Annotated in this window: 22 protein-coding genes; 2 read left to right on the plus strand and 20 right to left on the minus strand. The window is 70.6% G+C overall.

Going from position 1 to position 21,396, the window contains the following annotated elements; all coding sequences use genetic code 11:
- Positions 1 to 4 precede the first annotated feature (4 nt).
- From rpsC to OG500_RS16235, 13 genes are all read right to left on the minus strand, one after another.
- Positions 5 to 838 carry a 30S ribosomal protein S3 gene (rpsC, locus tag OG500_RS16175; protein WP_327067383.1) on the minus strand — a complete coding sequence of 278 codons (834 nt, stop codon included), beginning with the start codon at positions 836 to 838 and terminating at the stop codon, positions 5 to 7.
- Complete coding sequence (rplV, locus tag OG500_RS16180; RefSeq protein WP_280692195.1) at positions 838 to 1,185, minus strand: 50S ribosomal protein L22; 348 nt, start codon at positions 1,183 to 1,185, stop codon at positions 838 to 840. Before rplV ends, rpsC begins: the two co-directional genes overlap by 1 nt.
- 55 nt (positions 1,186 to 1,240) lie before the next feature.
- Entirely contained in the window at positions 1,241 to 1,522 is a 282-nt protein-coding gene (rpsS, locus tag OG500_RS16185) for a 30S ribosomal protein S19 (protein ID WP_035848164.1), read from the minus strand.
- A gap of 11 nt (positions 1,523 to 1,533) precedes the next feature.
- Positions 1,534 to 2,370 (minus strand): 50S ribosomal protein L2, encoded by an 837-nt coding sequence (rplB, locus tag OG500_RS16190; protein ID WP_327067385.1) that lies wholly within the window; start codon positions 2,368 to 2,370, stop codon positions 1,534 to 1,536.
- 43 nt (positions 2,371 to 2,413) lie between these two features.
- Positions 2,414 to 2,734 (minus strand): 50S ribosomal protein L23, encoded by a 321-nt coding sequence (gene rplW / locus OG500_RS16195; protein WP_035848160.1) that lies wholly within the window; start codon positions 2,732 to 2,734, stop codon positions 2,414 to 2,416.
- Entirely contained in the window at positions 2,734 to 3,411 is a 678-nt protein-coding gene (rplD, locus tag OG500_RS16200) for a 50S ribosomal protein L4 (protein WP_327067386.1), read from the minus strand. Before rplD ends, rplW begins: the two co-directional genes overlap by 1 nt.
- 4 nt (positions 3,412 to 3,415) lie before the next feature.
- The gene (gene rplC, locus OG500_RS16205) at positions 3,416 to 4,063 is read right to left on the minus strand and encodes a 50S ribosomal protein L3 (RefSeq protein WP_327067387.1); all 648 of its coding nucleotides are present in this window, start codon (positions 4,061 to 4,063) and stop codon (positions 3,416 to 3,418) included.
- 14 nt (positions 4,064 to 4,077) lie between these two features.
- A complete protein-coding gene (rpsJ, locus tag OG500_RS16210; protein ID WP_012785157.1) occupies positions 4,078 to 4,386 on the minus strand; it encodes a 30S ribosomal protein S10 in 309 nt (102 codons plus the stop codon).
- A 573-nt stretch (positions 4,387 to 4,959) separates the two neighbouring features.
- Positions 4,960 to 6,153, minus strand: coding sequence for an elongation factor Tu (tuf, locus tag OG500_RS16215; RefSeq protein WP_327067388.1), 1,194 nt, complete (start codon positions 6,151 to 6,153; stop codon positions 4,960 to 4,962).
- Between the two features lie 195 nt (positions 6,154 to 6,348).
- On the minus strand, positions 6,349 to 8,454 hold the full coding sequence (fusA, locus tag OG500_RS16220; RefSeq protein WP_327067389.1) for an elongation factor G: 2,106 nt from the start codon (positions 8,452 to 8,454) through the stop codon (positions 6,349 to 6,351).
- 39 nt (positions 8,455 to 8,493) lie between these two features.
- Positions 8,494 to 8,964, minus strand: coding sequence for a 30S ribosomal protein S7 (gene rpsG / locus OG500_RS16225; protein ID WP_035848142.1), 471 nt, complete (start codon positions 8,962 to 8,964; stop codon positions 8,494 to 8,496).
- Between the two features lie 2 nt (positions 8,965 to 8,966).
- Positions 8,967 to 9,338: a 30S ribosomal protein S12 gene (rpsL, locus tag OG500_RS16230; protein WP_014144289.1), complete on the minus strand. Its 372-nt coding sequence runs from the start codon at positions 9,336 to 9,338 to the stop codon at positions 8,967 to 8,969.
- Positions 9,339 to 9,827: 489 nt separating this feature from the next.
- Entirely contained in the window at positions 9,828 to 10,409 is a 582-nt protein-coding gene (locus tag OG500_RS16235; RefSeq protein WP_329580916.1) for a DUF1707 and DUF4190 domain-containing protein, read from the minus strand.
- Positions 10,410 to 10,600: 191 nt separating this feature from the next.
- On the opposite strand from OG500_RS16235, the gene OG500_RS16240 reads away from it, so the two are divergent.
- Positions 10,601 to 11,899 carry a DUF2786 domain-containing protein gene (locus OG500_RS16240; RefSeq protein ID WP_327067391.1) on the plus strand — a complete coding sequence of 433 codons (1,299 nt, stop codon included), beginning with the start codon at positions 10,601 to 10,603 and terminating at the stop codon, positions 11,897 to 11,899.
- Positions 11,900 to 11,924: 25 nt separating this feature from the next.
- Here the strand turns inward: OG500_RS16240 and OG500_RS16245 are convergent, their stop codons facing one another.
- The 3 genes from OG500_RS16245 to OG500_RS16255 all read right to left on the minus strand — a co-directional run bounded on the left by OG500_RS16245 (position 11,925) and on the right by OG500_RS16255 (position 14,501).
- Positions 11,925 to 12,914, minus strand: a complete 990-nt coding sequence (locus tag OG500_RS16245; RefSeq protein WP_327067392.1) for an ADP-ribosylglycohydrolase family protein — start codon at positions 12,912 to 12,914, stop codon at positions 11,925 to 11,927.
- Positions 12,911 to 14,119 (minus strand): cytochrome P450, encoded by a 1,209-nt coding sequence (locus OG500_RS16250; protein WP_327067393.1) that lies wholly within the window; start codon positions 14,117 to 14,119, stop codon positions 12,911 to 12,913. The genes OG500_RS16245 and OG500_RS16250 overlap by 4 nt, the downstream gene beginning before the upstream one ends.
- A gap of 178 nt (positions 14,120 to 14,297) precedes the next feature.
- Positions 14,298 to 14,501, minus strand: coding sequence for a hypothetical protein (locus OG500_RS16255; RefSeq protein WP_327067394.1), 204 nt, complete (start codon positions 14,499 to 14,501; stop codon positions 14,298 to 14,300).
- A 92-nt stretch (positions 14,502 to 14,593) separates the two neighbouring features.
- On the opposite strand from OG500_RS16255, the gene OG500_RS16260 reads away from it, so the two are divergent.
- Complete coding sequence (locus OG500_RS16260) at positions 14,594 to 15,685, plus strand: helix-turn-helix domain-containing protein (protein WP_327067395.1); 1,092 nt, start codon at positions 14,594 to 14,596, stop codon at positions 15,683 to 15,685.
- A gap of 14 nt (positions 15,686 to 15,699) precedes the next feature.
- On the opposite strand, the gene OG500_RS16265 is transcribed toward OG500_RS16260, so the two are convergent.
- The 4 genes from OG500_RS16265 to OG500_RS16280 form a co-directional block, all read right to left on the minus strand.
- Entirely contained in the window at positions 15,700 to 17,136 is a 1,437-nt protein-coding gene (locus tag OG500_RS16265; protein WP_327067396.1) for a WGR domain-containing protein, read from the minus strand.
- Between the two features lie 59 nt (positions 17,137 to 17,195).
- Positions 17,196 to 19,352 (minus strand): MMPL family transporter, encoded by a 2,157-nt coding sequence (locus tag OG500_RS16270; protein ID WP_327067397.1) that lies wholly within the window; start codon positions 19,350 to 19,352, stop codon positions 17,196 to 17,198.
- Positions 19,353 to 19,460: 108 nt separating this feature from the next.
- Positions 19,461 to 20,141, minus strand: a complete 681-nt coding sequence (locus tag OG500_RS16275; RefSeq protein ID WP_327067398.1) for a response regulator transcription factor — start codon at positions 20,139 to 20,141, stop codon at positions 19,461 to 19,463.
- Between the two features lie 17 nt (positions 20,142 to 20,158).
- Complete coding sequence (locus tag OG500_RS16280) at positions 20,159 to 21,373, minus strand: sensor histidine kinase (RefSeq protein WP_329580922.1); 1,215 nt, start codon at positions 21,371 to 21,373, stop codon at positions 20,159 to 20,161.
- Between the last annotated feature and the right edge of the window lie 23 nt (positions 21,374 to 21,396).

Raw genomic sequence — 21,396 nt, forward strand, 5'->3', positions numbered from 1 at the left:
GAGGTCAGGCCTCCGTTCCGGTGCTCTCAGCAGCCGGCGCCTCGCTCACCGGGGCCGCGGGGGCCTCGGTGTTCGCGGGACGACGACCGCCACGGGCGCCACCGCGCTCGCCGCCACGGCCACCGCGCTCGCCGCCACGCGCGGGGCGGGCGTCGTTGCGGGCCGGACGGTTGCCCGAGCGGGCAGCAGCGTTCTCAGCGCGGACCTCGGCGATGTTCTTGACGTCGCCCTTGTAGATCCAGACCTTCACGCCGATGCGGCCGAAGGTCGTCTTGGCCTCGAAGAAGCCGTAGTCGACGTTCGCGCGAAGGGTGTGCAGCGGCACACGACCCTCGCGGTAGAACTCCGAACGGCTCATCTCGGCGCCGCCGAGACGACCGGAGCACTGGACCTTGATGCCCTTGGCGCCGGACTTCATGGTGCCCTGCATCGACTTGCGCATGGCACGGCGGAACGACACGCGGGAGGACAGCTGCTCCGCGACGCCCTGAGCCACGAGCTGGGCGTCCAGCTCGGGGTTCTTGACCTCGAGGATGTTCAGCTGGACCTGCTTGCCGGTCAGCTTCTCGAGGTCGCCGCGGATGCGGTCGGCCTCGGTGCCACGGCGACCGATCACGATGCCGGGGCGAGCGGTGTGGATGTCGACCCGGACGCGGTCGCGGGTGCGCTCGATCTCAACCTTCGAGATACCGGCGCGCTCCATGCCCTTCGTCATCATGCGACGAATGGCAACGTCTTCCTTGACGTAGTCCGAGTACAGCTTGTCGGCGTACCAGCGGGACTTGAAGTCCGTGCTGATGCCGAGACGGAACCCGTGCGGGTTAACCTTCTGGCCCATTACCGGGTCCCTTCCTTGCTGCTGACGACCACGGTGATGTGGCTGGTCCGCTTGCGGATCCGGTAGGCACGGCCCTGGGCGCGCGGACGGAACCGCTTCAGGGTCGGGCCCTCGTCAACGTACGCCTCGCTGATGACGAGGTCGTCCACGTTGTTGTGGTTGTAGTTGTGCGCGGCGTTGGCAATGGCGCTGTTGAGCACCTTGCCGACCGGCACGGTGGCGGCCTGCGGAGCGAACCGCAGGATCGCCTGGGCCTCCGTGGCGTTCAGGCCACGGATGAGGTCCACCACGCGGCGGGCCTTCATGGGCGTGACGCGGATGTACCGCGCCTGGGCCCTGGCTTCCATGGTTGTCCCCTTGCTGGTGTAAGTCATTTGAGTCGTTTGGCAGTTCTGCCGGCGACTAGCGACGCTTCGACTTGCGGTCGTCCTTGACGTGGCCGCGGAAGGTGCGGGTCGGAGCGAACTCGCCGAGCTTGTGGCCGACCATCGACTCGGTGACGAACACCGGGACGTGCTTGCGACCATCGTGAACCGCGATCGTGTGACCGAGCATGCTCGGGCTGATCACGGAGCGACGGGACCAGGTCTTGATGACGTTCTGGGTACCCGCCTCGTTCTGAGCGTCCACCTTCTTGATGAGGTGGCCGTCGATGAAGGGGCCCTTCTTGAGACTGCGCGGCATCTGACCTGCTCCTAGCGCTTCTTGTTGGTCTTGCGGCGGCGCACGATGAGGGCGTCCGAAGCCTTGCCGGGCTTACGGGTACGACCCTCCTTCTGGCCCCACGGCGAAACCGGGTGGCGACCACCGGAGGTCTTACCCTCACCACCACCGTGCGGGTGGTCGATCGGGTTCATGGCCACACCACGCACGGTCGGGCGAACGCCCTTCCAGCGCATACGGCCGGCCTTGCCCCAGTTGATGTTCGACTGCTCGGCGTTGCCGACCTCGCCGACGGTCGCGCGGCAGCGCACGTCCACCAGGCGGATCTCGCCGGAGGGCATGCGCAGGTGCGCCATGCGACCCTCACGGGCGAGCAGCTGGATGCCGGAACCCGCGGAGCGGGCCATCTTGGCACCGCCGCCGGGACGCAGCTCCACCGCGTGGATGGTGGTACCGACCGGGATGTTGCGCAGCGGCAGGTTGTTGCCCGGCTTGATGTCGGCCGACGGGCCGTTCTCAATCCGGTCACCCTGGGTGATGCCACGCGGGGCGATGATGTAGCGCTTCTCGCCGTCCGCGTAGTGCAGCAGCGCGATGCGCGCGGTGCGGTTGGGGTCGTACTCGATGTGCGCGACCTTGGCCGGCACGCCGTCCTTGTCGTGACGACGGAAGTCGATCACGCGGTAGGCGCGCTTGTGTCCGCCACCCTGGTGGCGAGCGGTGATACGACCGGCGTTGTTACGGCCGCCCTTGCTGTGCAGGGGGCGAACCAGCGACTTCTCCGGCGTGGACCGCGTGATCTCTACGAAGTCGGCCACGCTGGAGCCACGACGGCCCGGCGTAGTCGGCTTGTACTTGCGGATGCCCATTTGGCTCTCTCGTCCTCGTCCTTATCGACGCATCCGATCCCCGTTAGGAGACCGGACCACCGAAGATGTCGATGCGGTTGCCCTCGGCCAGCGTCACGATGGCGCGCTTGGTGTCCTTGCGCTTGCCAAAGCCCGTCTTGGAGCGCTTGCGCTTGCCCTGACGGTTGAGCGTGTTGACCGACTCGACCTTGACCGAGAAGACCGCCTCGACGGCCTGCTTGATCTGGGTCTTGTTGGCGCCCGGCGACACGACGAACGTGTACTTGTTCTCGTCGAGGAGCGCGTAGCTCTTCTCGGAGATAACCGGCTTCACCAGGACGTCACGGGGGTCCGTGAACGTCTTGCTCGTAATGTCCGCAGCCATCAGGCGGCGCTCCCTTCGAGCTCGCCCTCAGCGGCAACAGCCTTGGCGGACGCGACCGGACCGGCCACGAAACGCTCGAAGGCGGCCTGGGTGAAGACCACATCGTCGGAGACGAGCACGTCGTAGGTGTTCAGCTGACCGGCGTCCAGGATGTGGACGTTCGGCAGGTTGCGGGCGCTCTTCAGACCCAGCTCGTCGGCACGCTCGACGACGAGGAGGATGTTCTTGCGCTCGGTGATCTTGCCGAACAGGCCCTTGGCGGCCTTGGTCGACGGCGCCTCGGCCGCGACCACGTCGGTGACGACGTGGATGCGGTTGTGGCGGGCCCGGTCGGTGAGCGCGCCACGCAGAGCGGCGGCGATCATCTTCTTCGGGGTCCGCTGCGAGTAGTCACGCGGCACGGGACCGTGCACGACGCCACCGCCGACGAACTGCGGAGCGCGGGTCGAGCCCTGACGGGCGCGGCCGGTGCCCTTCTGGCGGTACGGCTTGCGGCCGCCGCCTCGGACCTCGCCACGAGACTTGACCTTGTGGGTACCCTGACGGGCCGCAGCGAGCTGCGCCACGACGACCTGGTGCATCAGCGGAACGCTGACCTTGGCGTCGAAGATCTCGGCGGGCAGCTCGAGGCTGCCGCTCTTGTCGCCCGAGGGCGACAGGATGTCAATGGTGCTCATATCCTCACAGCCCCTTCGCCGCGGTGCGGACGAGGACGAGGCCGCCGTTCGGGCCCGGGATTGCGCCCTTGATCAGGAGCAGCCCCTTCTCCGCGTCAACGGCGTGGATGGTCAGGTTCTGGGTGGTCACGCGCTCGTGGCCCATCCGGCCGGCCATCCTCATGCCCTTGAACACGCGACCCGGGGTGGCGCAGCCACCGATCGAGCCGGGCGAACGGTGCTTGCGCTGCACGCCGTGACCGGCGCCGAGGCCGCGGAAGTTGTGACGCTTCATGACACCGGCGAAGCCCTTGCCCTTGGAGGTGCCGGTCACGTCGACCTTGACACCCGCCTCGAACAGCTCGGCGGTGATCTCCTGGCCCAGCGTGTACTCGGACGCGTCCGAGGTACGCAGCTCGACCAGGTGGCGGCGCGGGGTGACACCGGCCTTGGCGAAGTGACCCGCGAGGGGCTTGTTCACCTTGCGGGGGTCGATCTCGCCGAAGCCGATCTGGACGGCGTCGTAGCCGGCCGAGGAATCAGCGGTGTGGACCTGGGTCACGACATTGGGCCCGGCCTTGACGACGGTCACCGGAACGATCCGGTTGTTCTCGTCCCAGACCTGGGTCATGCCGAGCTTCTCGCCCAGGATGCCCTTAATCTGCTTTGCCATCTTCGTCGCGCCTCTCAGAGCTTGATCTCGATGTCGACGCCGGCCGGAAGGTCGAGGCGCATCAGCGAGTCCACGGTCTTCGGGGTCGGGTCGAGGATGTCGATCAGACGCTTGTGAGTGCGCATCTCGAAGTGCTCGCGCGAGTCCTTGTACTTGTGCGGCGAGCGGATGACGCAGTAAACGTTCTTCTCAGTGGGCAGCGGCACCGGGCCCGCGACCTGCGCACCAGTGCGAATGACGGTCTCGACGATCTTCTTCGCCGAGGAGTCAATCACCTCGTGGTCGTAGGCCTTGAGCCGGATGCGGATCTTCTGTCCCGCCATGGCTACTCGTAGTCCTTTGAGTCGTCATGCTGCTTCTACGGCCGGTTTCGTCCGGGTGGACTGCTCCGGTGGTGCCCTGGATGGTTTCCCGCCGGTCCCCGCGCTCGGGCGTGTCGCACTCGCGCTCAAGAAAAGGGAAAAACCCTCTTCGGGATCCGGGTCGGTCTTGCACCCACAGGCACCGGGTCGAGGCCCCGCCCACGCTTCCCAGAAGATTCCCGTACGTCCGCCCCGCAGCTGCCGCGGTGTCGCTTACACACCACTGCATTCACACAAAGCACGTGAACACATGAACGGCCATCACGGGAACGACGAGTACATGGGACTCGCTTCCGGTCCTCCCGGCGGGAGGCGCGCAGCATCGGCACTCAACCGAGCAACTTGACTATCTTGCCATACCAGCAGGGTTTGACGCCAATTGGGCGAGGGTAGTCAGCGCGAGCACTTTCTGATCCGTCGTCAAACCGCCCGCCGGAACAGCCGGAACAGCACGAGGGGCCCCGACCACCGTCCTTGCGGACGGCGGGCGGGGCCCCTCGAAAGCCTGTTGGAGCAGGCAGGTCAGAGCATCAATTACTTGATGATCTTGGTGACCTGGCCGGCGCCGACGGTGCGGCCACCCTCACGGATGGCGAACTTCAGGCCCTCCTCCATGGCGATCGGCTGGATCAGCGCGACCGTCATGCCGGTGTTGTCGCCCGGCATGACCATCTCGGTGCCCTCGGGGAGGGTCACGACGCCGGTCACGTCCGTGGTACGGAAGTAGAACTGCGGGCGGTAGTTGTTGAAGAACGGGGTGTGACGGCCACCCTCGTCCTTCGACAGGATGTAGGCCTGGGCCTCGAAGTCGGTGTGCGGCGTGACCGAACCCGGCTTGATGATGACCTGGCCGCGCTCGACGTCCTCGCGCTTGATGCCACGGAGCAGCAGACCGACGTTCTCACCGGCCTGGCCCTCGTCGAGCAGCTTGCGGAACATCTCGATGCCGGTGACCGTGGTGGTGGTCTTGGTCTCCTTGATGCCGATGATGTCGACAGTCTCGTTGACCTTGAGGATGCCACGCTCGATACGACCGGTGACGACGGTGCCACGACCGGTGATCGTGAAGACGTCCTCGATCGGCATCAGGAAGGGCTGCTCGACGGCGCGGGCCGGGGTCGGGATGGCCTCGTCGACCGCGTGCATCAGGCCGAGGAGCTTCTCGCCCCACTCCTTGTCGCCCTCGAGCGCCTTGAGCGCCGAGACGCGCACGACCGGCAGGTCGTCGCCCGGGAACTCGTACTCGGAGAGCAGCTCGCGGACCTCGAGCTCGACGAGCTCCAGGATCTCCTCGTCGTCCACCATGTCGGCCTTGTTCAGGGCGACAACGATGTAGGGGACGCCGACCTGGCGGGCCAGGAGGACGTGCTCCTTGGTCTGCGGCATCGGGCCGTCGGTGGCGGCGACGACGAGGATCGCACCGTCCATCTGGGCCGCACCGGTGATCATGTTCTTGATGTAGTCCGCGTGACCCGGGCAGTCGACGTGGGCGTAGTGACGCGCCTCGGTCTGGTACTCGACGTGCGCGATGGAGATGGTGATACCGCGCTGCCGCTCCTCCGGCGCCTTGTCGATCTGGTCGAACGGCGTGAAGGGGTTGATCTCCGGGTACGCGTCGTGCAGCACCTTGGTGATCGCCGCGGTAAGGGTCGTCTTACCGTGGTCGATGTGACCGATGGTGCCGATGTTGACGTGGGGCTTCGTCCGCTCGAACTTCGCCTTCGCCACTGCAGTCCTCCTGAGGACAGTTCTGTACGCCGTACGACGTCAGTTGGTCTTTGATCGGGTTTTTGGAACGGGGTGCTGGTGGCACCCCATGCCGTCCCGCGGGTGGGGCGGAGACGCCGGCGGGGTCGGGGTACGACCCCGCCGGGTATGTCTCCTTAAAGCCTAAGGGGTGTGAAAAGTCCCGATTGCGGGACCTTACTCGCCCTTGGCCTTGGCGATGATGTCGTCCGCCACGTTCCGCGGAACCTCGGCGTACGAGTCGAACTGCATCGAGTAGCTCGCGCGACCAGAGGTCTTGCTGCGCAGGTCACCGACGTAGCCGAACATCTCGGAGAGCGGCACCAGCGCGTTGACCACGCGGGCACCGTGACGCTCGTCCATGGACCGGATCTGGCCACGACGAGAGTTGATGTCGCCGATGACCTCGCCCATGTAGTCCTCGGGCGTGGTGACCTCGACGGCCATCATCGGCTCCAGCAGGGCCGGACCGGCCTTGCGGGCGCCTTCCTTGAAGGCCATCGAGCCGGCGATCTTGAACGCGAGCTCGGAGGAGTCGACGTCGTGCGCCGCACCGTCGAGCAGCGTCACGCGGACACCCTGGAGCGGGTAGCCGGCGAGGACACCGAACTCCATGGCCTCCTGGCAACCGGCGTCGACCGACGGGATGTACTCCCGCGGCACGCGGCCACCGGTGACCTTGTTGACGAACTCGTAGCCCTCGCCCGACTCCAGAGGCTCAATGGCGATCTGGATCTTGGCGAACTGGCCGGAGCCACCGGTCTGCTTCTTGTGCGTGTAGTCGATGCGCTCGACGGCCTTGCGGATCGTCTCGCGGTACGCCACCTGCGGCTTGCCGACGTTGGCCTCGACCTTGAACTCACGGCGCATACGGTCGACGAGCACCTCGAGGTGCAGCTCGCCCATACCCGCGATGATGGTCTGGCCGGTCTCCTCGTCCGTGTTGACCTGGAAGGAGGGGTCCTCCTCCGCGAGACGCTGGATGGCGACACCCAGCTTCTCCTGGTCGCCCTTGGACTTGGGCTCGATCGCGACGCGGATGACCGGGGCCGGGAAGTCCATGGACTCCAGGATGACCGGGTTCTTCTCGTCGCTCAGCGTCTCACCGGTGGTGGTCTGCTTGAGACCCATCACGGCGATGATGTCGCCGGCGCCCACCGACTCGATCTCCTCACGCTTGTTCGCGTGCATGCGGTAGATCTTGCCGATGCGCTCCTTCTTGCCCTTGACGGAGTTCAGCACCGAGGTGCCGGACTCCAGGCGGCCCGAGTAGACCCGGACGAAGGTGAGCTTGCCGAGGTGCGGGTCCGACATGATCTTGAACGCGAGCGCGGCGAGCGGCTCGTCGTCCGAGGCCTTGCGGATGATCTTGGTCTCGGGGTCGTTCGGCTTCGTGCCCTCGATGCCCGTGATGTCGAGCGGCGACGGCAGGTACTTGACGACCGCGTCGAGCAGGGGCTGGACGCCCTTGTTCTTGAACGCGGAGCCGCAGAAGATCGGCGTGAAGTCCGAGTTCAGCGTGCCCTTGCGGATCGCGGCGACCAGCAGCTCCTCGGGGATGTCCTCGCCCTCGAGGGCGAGCTCCATCACCTCGTCGCTGGTGTTCGACACGGTGTCGATCAGCTGCTCGCGGTACTCCGCAGCCTTCTCGGCCAGGTCGGCCGGGATCTCGACGGTGTCGTACATCTCGCCCTTGGGGGCGTCCGCGGACCAGACCAGGGCCTTCATCTTCACCAGGTCGACGACACCGGCGAAGTCGCCCTCGGCGCCGATCGGCAGCTGCATGACCAGCGGGGTGGCGCCGAGGCGGTCCACGATGGTCTGCACGCAGAAGTAGAAGTCGGCGCCCGTGCGGTCCAGCTTGTTGATGAAGCAGATGCGCGGGACGCCGTAGCGGTCAGCCTGCCGCCACACGGTCTCGGACTGGGGCTCGACACCGGCGACACCGTCGAACACCGTCACGCCACCGTCGAGCACGCGCAGCGAACGCTCCACCTCGACGGTGAAGTCGACGTGGCCCGGGGTGTCGATGATGTTGATGGTGTGGTCGGAGTCGTCGAGCGTCCAGTGACAGGTCGTCGCGGCCGACGTGATGGTGATGCCGCGCTCCTGCTCCTGCTCCATCCAGTCCATGGTGGCAGCGCCATCGTGGACCTCACCGATCTTGTACGAGACACCGGTGTAGAACAGGATCCGCTCGGTGGTGGTGGTCTTGCCCGCGTCGATGTGCGCCATGATCCCGATGTTGCGGACCTTGGCGAGGTCAAGGGAGGTTGCAGCCATGGTGGCTCGTTCTCTCTCTGTCTAGTGACGGGGTTCGGACTACCAGCGGTAGTGCGCGAAGGCCTTGTTGGACTCGGCCATCTTGTGGGTGTCCTCGCGACGCTTCACGGAAGCGCCCAGGCCGTTGCTGGCGTCGAGGATCTCGTTCATCAGGCGCTCGGTCATGGTCTTCTCGCGACGGGCGCGGGAGTAGCCGACCATCCAGCGCAGCGCCAGGGTGCTGGCGCGGCCCGGACGGACCTCGACCGGCACCTGGTAGGTGGCGCCACCGACACGGCGGGACTTGACCTCGAGGGCCGGCTTGACGTTCTCCAGCGCGCGCTTCAGCGTCACGACGGGGTCCGAGCCGGTCTTCTCGCGAACGCCCTCGAGGGCGCCGTACACGATCCGCTCGGCGGTGGAGCGCTTGCCGTGCAGCAGGATCTTGTTGACCAGCGAGGTCACCAGCGGGGAGCCGTAAACCGGGTCGATGATGACCGGGCGCTTCGGGGCGGGGCCCTTACGAGGCATTCTTACTTCTCCTTCTTGGCGCCGTAGCGGCTGCGAGCCTGCTTGCGGTTCTTGACACCCTGGGTGTCGAGCGAACCGCGGATGATCTTGTAGCGGACACCAGGAAGGTCCTTCACACGACCGCCGCGCACGAGCACGATGGAGTGCTCCTGCAGGTTGTGGCCCTCGCCGGGGATGTAAGCGGTGACCTCGATCCCGCTGGTGAGGCGCACACGGGCGACCTTACGAAGCGCCGAGTTCGGCTTCTTCGGGGTGGTCGTGTACACACGCGTGCAGACGCCGCGGCGCTGGGGCGAGCCCTTCAGCGCGGGCGTCTTGTTCTTCTCGACCTTGTCCTGCCGGCCCTTTCGGACCAGCTGCTGGATCGTAGGCACCGTTTCTCCGTTTTCTGTGTGCCAAGGCTGGGTGAAACTAACCTGCGGTGTTCCCAGCTCACGCCGACCCACGAGGTCGGGTGTGTTGGGCTCCTTCCGGTCCTGCCAGAGGCGGGGACAGCGGAGGAAATCGCGGAATCCTGATGTGCTGATGCGCAGCGGCGGCGCTCACGCGCGAGTGGCGCGGCGGCCGGTGTGCTTGCACGCACAAGGACCCGGGGACACCCCAGGCACAAGGTCAGAGCGTACCTAGCGCATCGGGCGCGGTCAAAACAAATGCGACCTGGCTGGTCGTGGCGGGATTGCGGTGCCGCCGGGGGTCGGGCCCGCGGCCGGACACGTGGCCCGACGCGACCAGCTGGTGGGTGTCGCCCGCCGCCTCGACCGTCCTACCACACCGGCGGCGGCCCGGCGACCGGAGAGCGCCGGGCCCCGGCCGGTGCCGGGCGTCAGCCGTGTGTGACGACCGGCACGCCCGGTGCCGGGGCGTCAGCCGTGCGTTCCCACCAGCAGCACGGCGAGCAGCAGCATCGCCGCCCAGCCGGCCACCGAGAGGTAGCCCAGCACCAGACCCGCGGTGGCCATGCCGTCGCCGCCCTCCCGGGTCTCGCGGATCTGCCGGCGGGCGACGTGCCCGGTGATCACGGCCGGCACGCCGAGCACCCCGGCCGAGGGCACGCAGAGCAGGCCGAGCACCAGGGAGGCGATGGCCATGCCGTTGTTGGGCGCCGGGCGGGCCGGCGCCAGGAAGGTCGGCGGGACCGCGGCACCGAGCGGGGCGGCGGCAGGGCCCGAGAGCGGGCCGGCGGGCAGGTCGGCCACGATCTGCGCCAGCTGACCGTAGGTCTGGGCCTGGTTGGCGGCGTCGAAGCGCTCGGAGTACTCGGCGGCCGACAGCCGGCCCTCCGCGTAGGCCGCCTTCAGCACGTCCACCGTGCGGTCCCGATCGGTGTGCGCGGCGCGCATCGCGGCGTAGCCCGCGCCCTGCGCGTTCGGCTGGGGGCTGGGCCAGCCGCCGCCCTGCGCTGGGCCGGGCCGGCCCGCCGGCGGCCAGGGCTGCACGTCGCCCATCCGGTCTCCTCCCGAAAGCGGCCCGCCCCGCGCGCCGCGCCTGTCCCCCAGTGGACGAACCGCACCCGCCGCTGGGTTCCACTGCCTGGGCACCATCATGCCCCGAACCGCGCCGCTTGCCGCCGGGGTTGGCGCACCCTTGGGCAACGGCCGCGCCCGGCCCCGCCGGTCGGCAGGCCCACTGCGGCATCATGGGCTCGGTGGACGTAGACCAGAAGAGCATCGGTGAGCTGCTGGGACGAGCGCTGTCGGCGGTGCTGGAGGCGCCCGACCGCCGGGTCGAGGACGCGGTGGACAGCGGGGCCTCGCTGCTGGCCGCGTCCCAGGAGCGCTGGCCCGCGGTGAGCCGGGGGCTGCTCACCCTGACGGACACCTCGCTCGGCGCGCTCTGGGCCCGCGGCTGGCGCCCCGCCGACCTCGCCCGGCTGGTCCGGCGCGATCTGGCGGCCACCCACCAGGCGCTGCTGGTGGACCTGGTCGCCGCCGAGGCCCGCCGTTACGCCCCCGCCGCGCTGGACCGGCGCTGGCAGGAGCAGTTGCGCGAGCTGGCCTGCGAAGTCTGGTGGCCGCGGGACGAGGGCTTCCTGCCCGGCTTCGCGACCCGCCACCGGCTGGACCGGTTCGCGCTGGCCACCGCCGCCCTGGAGCTGTTGCGGCTGCTCGGCCGGCTGCCGGCCATCGCGCCGGTGGGGCCCGCGCCCGGCGCCGCCCGGCGCCCGGTCGAGCACCGGGCCGCGGTGCGGGTGCCCGGTGAGCCGCGGATGCTCGCCCGGATCCGGGCGCTGCTGGCCAAGGCGGAGTCCACCGAGTACCCGCAGGAGGCCGAGGCGCTGACCGAGAAGGCCCAGCAGCTGATGGCGCAGCACAGCATCGACGAGGCCCTGCTGGCCGCCGGACAGCCCGACGGCGGGCTGCCGGGCGCGCTGCGGATCGGGGTGGAGAACCCGTACGAGGGCCCCAAGGCGATGCTGCTGGACGCGGTGTCGGCGGCCAACCGGTGCCGGGTGGTCTGGGCGAAGGAGTTCGGCTTCTGCACGGTGATCGGCTTCGACTCCGACCTCGACGCCGTCGAGCTGCTCTACACCTCCCTGCTGGTGCAGGCCACCGCCGCGATGCAGCACTCGGGCAGCAAGCAGCACCTGGACGGGGCCTCGCGCACCCGGGCGTTCCGGCAGTCCTTCCTGGTCTCCTACGCGACCCGGATCCGCGAGCGGCTGACCGAGGCCACCGAGCGCACCACCCGGGAGGCCGCGGCCGGCCGCCATCTGCGCGAGGACGGCACCGCCGAGCAGTTGGTGCCGGACGAGCGGCTGCTGCCGGCCCTGGCCGCGCGCGAGGAGGCGGTGGACTCGGCCACCGAGCGGATGTTCCCCAAGCTCACCTCGCAGCGGGTGCGGGTGAGCGACGGCGAGGGCTGGGCGGCCGGGCGCGCGGCGGCGGACCGGGCCGCGCTGCACGGGCGCGGCCGGGTGGAGCGCGGCCGGGGCTGAGGCGTCGCGGCGGCCCCGGGGCGGCTCAGTCCCAGAGCGCACCCAGGGCGAGCAGCTCGTCGCGGTGCTCGATCCGCCGCACCCAGTCGGCCGGCCAGACGTCCGGACCGGCGTGCGCACCCGCGAACGCGCCGGTCAGGCAGGCGATGGAGTCGGAGTCGCCGGAGGAGTAGGCGGCCCGGCGCACGGCGGTGACCGGGTCGTCGGGGAAGAGCAGGAAGCAGAGCAGCCCGGTCGCCAGCGCCTCCTCGGCGATCCAGCCCTCCCCGGTGGCCAGGCACGGGTCAGCCTGCGGCTCCGGGTCGGCGAGCGCGGCGTCCAGGCGGTCCAGCACGCCCAGGCACTCGTCCCAGCCGCGCGCGATGAACTGCTCGGCCGAGTGGTCCTGGCTGTGCGCGACCAGGTCGCCGAGCCAGTGGTCGTCGTACCGGGTGCGGTTGGCGACCGCGTGCGCACGGAGCAGCCCCGGCAGCTCGGCCGGCGCGGTGCCCTCCACCAGCAGCCGGACGGTGAGCGCGGTCAGGTCGCTGGCCGCGAGGGCGGTCGGGTGACCGTGGGTCAGCGCGGACTGCAGCTGCGCGGCGCCCGAGAGCTGGCGCTCGGTGAGGCCGGGGACGAGTCCGAGCGGGGCGACCCGCATGTTGGCGCCGCAGCCCTTGGAGCCGAGCTGACTGGCCTCCTGCCAGGGGCGGTCGGGGCTGGCCAGCAACCCGCAGGCGCGCAGGCAGGTCATGCCCGGGGCGCGGTTGTTCTCGGGAGAGACCGACCAGGAGACGAACTCGTCGCGCAGCGGCTCCGTGAAGCTCTGCGGCGTGAGTGCACCGGCACGACGGACCGCGCGGGCCAGCGCGAGCGTCATCTGGGTGTCGTCGGTGATCAGCGCCGGGGTGGGCAGCGGGAGCTCACGCCAGTTCGGCCAGGTGTTCTCCAGGTACTCCATCCACTTGAACTCCGTCGGGTACCCCATCGCGTCCCCGATCGCGAGGCCGAGCAGGGTTCCGGTCGCGCGCATCATGTGGTCACCAACAGTTCGTTCAGGCCGCGGATCACGAATCCGGGCTGCCAGGAGGGTTCGCTCACCAGCGCCAGTTCGGGCGCGTGGCGCAGCAGGGCGCCGAAGGACTCGGCGAGTTCGAGCCGGGCCAGCGGGGCGCCGAGGCAGAAGTGCAGGCCGGCGCCGAAGGAGATGTGCGGGTTGTCGGACCGGGTGACGTCCAGCCGGTCGGGGTCGGCGAAGCGCTCCGGGTCGCGGTTGGCGGAGCCGAAGAGCAGTGCGACCTCGGCGCCGCGCGGGATGCGCACCCCGGCCACCTCGATGTCCTCCAGCACCCAGCGCTCGAACAGCTGCAGCGGGGTGTCGTAGCGCATCAACTCCTCGATGGCGGTGGGGAGATGATGCTCGACACCGGAGCGCAGCAGGGACAGCTGGTCGGGGTTGCGCAGCAGCGCCCACCATCCGTTGCCGGTGGTGTTCACCGTCGCCTCGTGCCCGGCGTTGAGCAGCAGGACGCAGGTGGAGATCATCTCCTGCTCGCTCAGCCGGTCGCCGTCCTCCTGCGCGGCGATCAGCGCGGAGACCAGGTCCACGCCGGGGGCGGCGCGCCGCTCGCGGATCAGTTCGCGCAGGTAGTCGGAGAACTCGATGCTGGCTGCCACCGCGCGCTCGGCCGCCGCCGGGGTCGGGTTGAGCTCGTACATCCCGGTGATCGCCGCCGACCAGGGCCGCAGCAGCCCACGGTCGGCCGCGGGCACCCCGAGCATCTCGGCGATGACCGCCACCGGCAGCGGCTCGGCCACCGCGCTGATCAGGTCGCCGCCGCCCTCCCTGACCAGGCCGACGACCAGCTCCTCTGCCAGCCGCGCCACCGTGGGCCGCAGCGCCTCGACCATCCGCGGCGTGAAGGCCTTCGACACCAGGCGCCGGATCCGGGTGTGGTCCGGCGCCTCCAGGTCGAGCAGCCCGTTGTCGTTGAGCGTGTGGAACGGCTCGTGCGCCGGGTCCGGCGGCGTGCGCCCGAACTCCTCGTGGCTGAACCGGTGCGTGTAGGTGCGCCCGAGCCGCCGGTCCCGCAGCAGCGAACTCACGTCCTGGTAGCGGGAGATCAGCCACTGCCCGGTCGGTTCGTAGCACGAGACCGGCGCCTGCTCCCGCAGTTCGGCATAGGCGTCGTACGGGTGCGCGATGAACTCCGCCGACCACGGATCGAAGTGCTGCGTCATTCGAGCAGCGTATCGACCTGCTCAAGTGGAGTCGCCTCGGTCATCGCCAGGTGCCAGGCATCGAGGTGGCGCTTCCGCAGGACGCGGACATCGGTCCGCCGACTGTGGTCGCGGACCAGGAATGCTGCGCGTTCCTGGTCATCCAGTCGAACGCACTCCGCACACTCCGCCCCCGCGCTCACGACTCCGCCTCAGCGAACGCCCGGTCCGGGCATCGCTCGCCACCGCAGCGGCAGAGCGGCCAGTCGCTGCTCCGGAACCGGCCGATAGCGAAGTGCGGGTCGTAGCTGGGGGCCATCGCGCGGATGGCATGACGCGCTCCGTTGTCGTCGGTGACGACGCGACGGTACGTCCCGGCCCCGGGCTCTTCGGCTGTTGGCATGGCTGCTCCCTGATCGTGACCTGTTGCCACATCAGGTGTAGTTCTCCGTGAACACCCTGCCAGTGGCCACCGTAGTGGCCAGACTGTGCGGTATGAGCGTCGGTGCACTCATCAGAGCCCTCCGCGAGGCCCGCGGCTGGTCACAGGGCCGCCTTGCCTCCGCATTGTGCGAGGCATCCACTCGCCCAACGCTGACCCGGGAGGAGATCAGCCGGTGGGAGAACGGAAAACGGTCCGTCGGGCCCTTCTGGCTGGCCCACCTGGCGAGGACCTTCGCTCTGCCGGTCGAGGTCTTCGAGGCCGCGGGAGTCGGCCGGCCATCGCCGATCGGCGAGGTCGCCCGGCAAGGGCTCGTAGCCGCGTTGGACGGGCGTGCCAGCGTCGATGACTGGCAGGAGGTGACGGACGACTACGGACGCGCCTTCATGACGCTCCCAGCGCGTGAGATCGAGCCACAGCTCGCTGGCGACCTGCTCCTGCTGCGCCGGGCCCTGGCGGACTCCCAATGCCTTTGGGAGTCCGTGGCCAGGCTCTCGGTCGTCATGGGGATGGCTGTGGCTTCGCTCAACGGCCCTGCGGCCTCCGCCCGCTGGTATCGAACCGCGGTCAAGGCCGCCGACCGCTCCGGCGGCTTGGCGCTCCGCGAGTGGACACGCGGGCAGGGCGCACTCGCTCTCGTCTACGAGGGCGCCGAGCCGTCCTCGCTGATCGCCGTGACGACCAAGGCCCTTGCCCTGTCCCAACGCCCTTCCATGGGACGGCTCTGTGCCCTACTGGCTCAAGCGCACTGCTACGCAAGGCTCGGCGAGCCTGGACCGGCCCGACGTGACCTCTGTGCTGCCGACGAGATGTTCCCGTCAGTGGCCTCACCGCCGTTCGCCACGGTCTTCTCCATGCCGCAGTGGGGATACAGCCTCACCAAGACGCTCGTTCACGCCCGACTCGGCGATGTCGAGCAGTCGCAGCGGGAGCAGGACACCGCCGACCGGCTGAGGCCCGGCGGCCTCGGCCGGTTCGCGGCTCACACGAGCGTTCACCGAGCACTGTCGTTCGTGAAGTCCGGAGACGTCGGTGTCGGCCTTGAGCTGGCCCGGAGAACCGTGGCCGAGCTGCCGGCCGAGCAGCGGAGCAAGGTGCTCGGTGGCTTCGTCGCGGAGGTCAAAGCCGCCGCCCGGGCCACCTGACCCGGCTGATCCGGTCAGCTCAGCCGCTTGATCTCGCCGCGCGCCCGGTAGAAGCCGCCGCGCTCGGAGGCGCGCACCTCGGTGACCAGGTAGCGGGCGCCGGGCACCCGGATGTCCTTGGGGAACTGGACCCGCCAGCTCGGGTCGTACCCGGCCGTGACCACCCGGATCCGGGTGCGCGCGCCGTCCTGGACGCACTCCACCTCGACGCCGCCCTGCGCGCCGGTCACCCACTCGATCTCGGTGCTGGGGGCGACCCGCGTCAGGCTGCCCGCCTTGACGTCGGCGGTCTGCGGCAGCCGGCCGCCCTCGGCGTCCTGGACGGCGGTGTCGCTCACGTCCAGGCAGGCCAGCGAGCCGTCGGTGGTGACCAGGTAGAGCCGCCCGGCGCGGTACTGCATGCTGTACGCCGAGCCGCAGCCGGTGGCCAGCTTCCACAGCCGGCGGCCGTCGGCGGCGAAGCAGTAGACCGACGAGGAGCTGTCCCCGGCGAAAACGAGGCGGCCGTCCGGCGAGGCGGCGCAGGAGTAGACGGCCGCGTCGCAGCGGTAGCGGGCGAGCTCCGCGCCGTCGGTCTTGGCCAGGCGGTGCACCCAGCCGCGGCTGGTGCCGGCGAAGACCTCCTCGCGCTCCTGCCAGCCGAACAGCACCTCGCCCTCGGTCCGGGTGTGCCAGCGCTGGTCGCCGCTGCGCGACTCGTAGCGGGTGACGCCGGTCGAGTAGCCCTGGTAGACGCCGTCCGGGTCGCAGCGCACCATCCAGGCCGAGCTGCCGCGGGTGGCCCGTCGCCACTGGAACTCGTCCTCGTGGTCGACGGTGGTGATGCCGCCCTGGGCGTCGGAGACGCCGAGCACGCCGTCGTGGATGTCCAGCCAGTAGATGTCCACGTCGGAGGCGATCTCGTAGGCCACCCGCGGGACCTTGCCGCCCAGGTCGTAGACCCGGCCGTCGTCGCAGCCGGCGTAGATCCAGGAGTCGTCCCCGACGATGCACTTGACGCCGTCCGGCAGCCCGAAGCGGCCGGTCACCACGCCGTCGTGGGTCAGGGTGTAGACGTCACCGGACTCGTTGCCGACCCATGCCTGCTCCTCGTCGACGAAGATCCCGAAGGCCGGGGCGCCCGAGCGGAACCGCCACAGCACCGGGGCCTGGCGGGCCGTGGAGCGGGTGCTGACCATCTCCCGGCGGGTCACCGCGCGGCGCTGGCGCTCCCCGCGCCGGGCCGGGGCGTAGCCCTTGCGGACCTTCTCCCCCACCTTCTTGGCGGCCGCGGCGGCGGCCTTCTCCACCGTCGGGTACGAGGTGCTGCGCACCTGCCCCGCCTCGCCGATCCGCCCGTAGCTGACGGTCAGCTCGGTCCCGGCCTGGCGGACCTCGTAGAACTTGTGCGCGCTGCCCTGCTCCTCGGAGAGTTCGAGGTAGGTGACCTGCTCGGCGACGGCAGTGGACATCAAGCCCTCCCGGGGCGTTCGGTGTTGGGAACAAAGTAGCGAACGGGACTGACAACTCCTCAGGCCGCGGCGGGCACCAGCGCCACCGGCTCCCCGCTCTGCTCCGCGCCCTGCTCCCCGCCCTGCTCCGCGCGCCGCTCCTCGCGCAGCCCGTAGCGGGCGTGCAGGCGCCGCAGCGGCGCCGGCGCCCACCAGGCCGCGCGGCCGAGCAGCGCCATGGTGGCGGGCACCAGCAGCATCCGCACCACGGTCGCGTCGATCAGCACGGCAAGGCTCAGCCCCAGGCCGATCTGCAGGATCTGGCCGAAGCCGCTGGTCATGAAGGCGGCGAAGACGATCAGGATCAGCGCGGCGGCGCTGGTGACGATCCGTCCGGTCCGCGCCAGACCGGTGACCACCGCGGTCTTCGGGTCACCGGTGCGCAGCCACTCCTCGCGGACCCGGGCCAGGATGAAGACCTCGTAGTCCATCGCGAGCCCGAAGGCGATCGCGGCGATCAGCGGCAGCGCCACCAGGTCGAGCGCGCCCATGCCCTCGCCGCCGAGCAGGCCGGCGCCGTGGCCGTCCTGGAAGACCAGCGTGGTGATGCCCGCCGCGGCGCCCAGCGACAGTGCGGTGGAGAGCACCGTCTTGACCGGGATCAGGAGCGAGCCGGTGAAGGCGAAGAGCAGCAGCAGGATCCCGCCGACCACCACGGCCAGCGCGCCGGGCAGCCCGTCGACGAGCATCTGCTGGAAGTCGGCCACCCGGGCGGCGGTGCCGCCGACCGCCACGGCCAGGCCGGGGTGCGTGGTGCGCAGGGTGTGCACCAGGGCGAGCGCGGTGGCGTCGTCGCTGCCGCCGGTGGGGACGAGCTGGAGCTCGGTGGTCCCGTCGGGCAGGGTGGCGAGGTGGGCGGCCGAGACCTGGGGCAGCGCGCGGGCCCGGTCGGCGAAGGCGTCGTAGGCCGGTCCGTGACCGTCCAGCAGGACGACGACCGGGTCGGCGCCCGAGAGCTGCGGGAAGTGCGCCTGGAGTGCCTGGTGGGCGAGCCGGCCGTCCGAGCCGGCCGGCAGGTAGCGGGCGTCGCCGGAGGTGGTGCGCAGGCCCGCCAGCGGCAGGGCGAGCGCGGCCAGCGCGGCGGTGATGGTGACGGCGACCAGCAGCGGGCGCGAGGTGGCCAGGCGGGCGATCCGGGCGAAGCCGCGGCCCGCGGTGGGCTTCGGCTCGCGCAGCCGCAGCCGGTGGCCGAACCGCGCCAGCACGGCCGGGACCAGGGTGACGGCGGCGGCCATGTCGATCAGCACCACGGAGGCGGCGGCCAGGCCCATGCTGCGCAGGAACGGGCTGTCGAAGGCGAGCAGGCCGCCGAGGCAGACCGCGACGGTCAGGCCGGAGAAGAAGACGGTGCGGCCGGCGGCGTGCACGGTCCGGGTGACGGCGAGCGCCGGGTCCGGGGTGTGGCGGCGCTCCTCGCGGAAGCGGTTGATCACCAGCAGCGCGTAGTCGATCGCCAGGCCCAGCCCCAGCATCGTGGTGACCTGCAACGAGGAGGCGCTGATCTCGGTGAACTCGGAGACCGCCAGCAGGCTCAGGAAGGTCCCGCCGATCCCGCAGAAGGCGACCAGGACTGGCAGCCCCGCTGCCAGCAGACCGCCGAAGACCAGCAGGCAGAGCAGCAGCACCAGCGGCAGCGAGACCAGCTCGGCGCGGCCGACGCCCTCCTTGCCGGCCTCGTTCATCTGCTGGCTCAGCAGCGGTCCGCCGCTGACCTGCAGGTGCGTGGCGTGCAGCTGGCGCAGCCGCGCCTCGGCCCCGTCCTGGGCGGCCTGCTGGTCGTCGTCCGAGAGGCCACCGGCGAGGGTGACCGGGAGGATCAGGGCCTGGTGGTCGGCCGACACCCCGCTGCCCTGGCGGTACGGATCGGCGACCGCCGCGACGCCGGGCATCGCGCCGAGGTCGCGCACCGCGGCGGCGATCTGGGCCCGGAAGGCCGGGTCGGTGACGTCCTGCCCGGAGAGCACGGCGCTGATCGTGCCGCCGTCGGTGGCCCCCTGGAGCCGGTCGAGCCGGTCGGCCACCCGGTGCGACTCACTGCCGGGGACGGAGCCGACCGACCCGGTCATCCGGGTGGCGCTGATGCCGCTGAGGCCGAAGCCGAGCAGGATCACGGCGAGCCAGGCGAGCAGGACGGCGATCGGGTGACGCGTGGTCACCCTGGCGAGGAGCGAGGTCATGGCCGTAACCCTGCCGGTGGGGGCGGTCATCGCGGATCACCCGGCCGAGCGGTCCGCCAGCCTCCCCCGCAGGGGGGAGACGGGCGGCGGTCCTTCGGCGGACGGGGCTCAGCCCTCGCCCGCCACCACCGCGCCCGCCTCGTAGGCGAAGACCACCGCGTGCACCCGGTCGCGCAGCTGGAGCTTGCTCAGCACGTTGCTGACATGGGTCTTGACGGTGTGTTCGCTGACCACCAGCTCGGCGGCGATCTCCGCGTTGGAGCAGCCGCGGGCGATCAGCCGCAGCGTCTCCTGCTCCCGGATGGTCAGCTGCTCCAGCAGCCTGGACGGCGCGCGCACCGCCGCGCCCGGGCCCGTCGGGCGGCGCGCCGAGAACTCGCTGATCAGGCGCTTGGTGACGGAGGGCGCCAGCAGCGCCTCCCCCGAGGCGACCAGCCGCACGCCGTGCGCGAGGTCGTCGCGCCGCACGTCCTTGAGCAGGAAGCCGCTGGCCCCGGCGTACAGCGCGTCGTAGACGTAGTCGTCGATGTCGAAGGTGGTCAGCATGATCACCTTGGTCGCCGGGTACTCGGCGCAGACCCGGCGGGCCGCCTCCAGGCCGTCCATCACGGGCATCCGGACGTCCAACAGCAGCACGTCCGGGCGGTGCTCGGCCACCACCTCGACCGCCTCCTGACCGTTGGCCGCCTCCGCCACCACCTCGATGTCGGGCTGGGCGTCCAGGATCATCCCGAACCCGGCCCGCACCAGCTCCTGGTCGTCGGCCACCACCACGCGTATCACGGACATCCCCGCTCCCTCGTCACTCAGCTCGCCGCCCCGAGCGGCAGCCGCGCCGTCACCACGAAACCCCGCCCGTCCGGCGCCGGGCCGGCCGCGGCCCGGCCACCGCAGGCCGCCGCGCGCTCCCGGATCCCGACCAGCCCCCGGCCGCCGGACCAGCCCGCCCCGCCGTCCGGCCGGCGCGGCTGCCGGCCGCGCTCGTCGAGCCCGTGCCCGTTGTCGCTGACCGCCAGTTCGAGCGCCTGGCCCACCTCGGCGATCCGCACCTCGGCCGCGTCCGCGCCGGAGTGCTTGACGATGTTGGTCAGCGCCTCCTGGACGATCCGGTAGGCCGCCGTCTCCACGTCGGCCGGCAGTACCGAGGCCCGCTCGGGCAGCACCAGCCGCACCGCCACGCCCGCCAGCGTCATCCGCTCGGCCACGGCGGCGAGCTCGGGCAGCCTGGGCTGCGGGGCGAGCTGCGGGCCCGCGCCGTCCTCCTTGAGCACGCCCAGCACTCGGCGCAGTTGCACCATGGCGTCGCGCCCCGAGTCGGCGATGGTGTCGAAGGCCTTGATCGCCTTCTCCGGGTCGGCGCGCACCACCAGCGGGCCCGCCTCGGCCTGGATCACCATCAGCGCGACGGCGTGCGCCAGGATGTCGTGCATCTCCCGGGCGATCCGCCCGCGCTCCTCCGCGACCGCGCGCGCCGCGTCGCTGGCCGCGCGCAGCCCGGTCTCGCGCGCCCGGTCGGCCTCCACCCGGGCCAGCCGGCGCAGCTCGCGCACCGCGGTGCCGAGCGCGAAGGAGCCGAGCACGGTGAGTTCGCTGAAGATCATCCCGTCCAGCGAGCGGGTGCCCAGCACGTTGGCCGGCACCAGGACCGCCAGCATCAGCCAGCGCTGCCAGTTCTCCCCCAGGTCGGCCAGGGTGTAGATGGCGACGACTCCGTAGACCGGGAGCTGCGGCTGGGCGGAGTGCGCGAACACCCCGAGCGCCCCCGAGAGCAGCACGGTGGCCAGGAAGGCCGCGGCCGGCGCCTTGCGCCGCCAGGGCAGCGGCAGCGAGCAGCCGGCGGCCAGCAGGTAGGTCCACAGCGGCCAGTGCGTCCCGTCGTTGTGGACCGCCCAGAGCGAGACCGCCACCGAGACCAGCGCGATCAGGCCGTCCACCACGTACGGGTTGATCCCGGCCAGCCGCCCGCGCAGCCACCGCTCCCGTTCGGCCAGCCACTCCTGGCTGCGCGTCATCGCTTCCATCCGCGCCCCTCCCCCGTTCGGGG

Origin of the sequence: Kitasatospora sp. NBC_01250, from assembly GCF_036226465.1 — a bacterium.
Taxonomy (GTDB): domain Bacteria; phylum Actinomycetota; class Actinomycetes; order Streptomycetales; family Streptomycetaceae; genus Kitasatospora.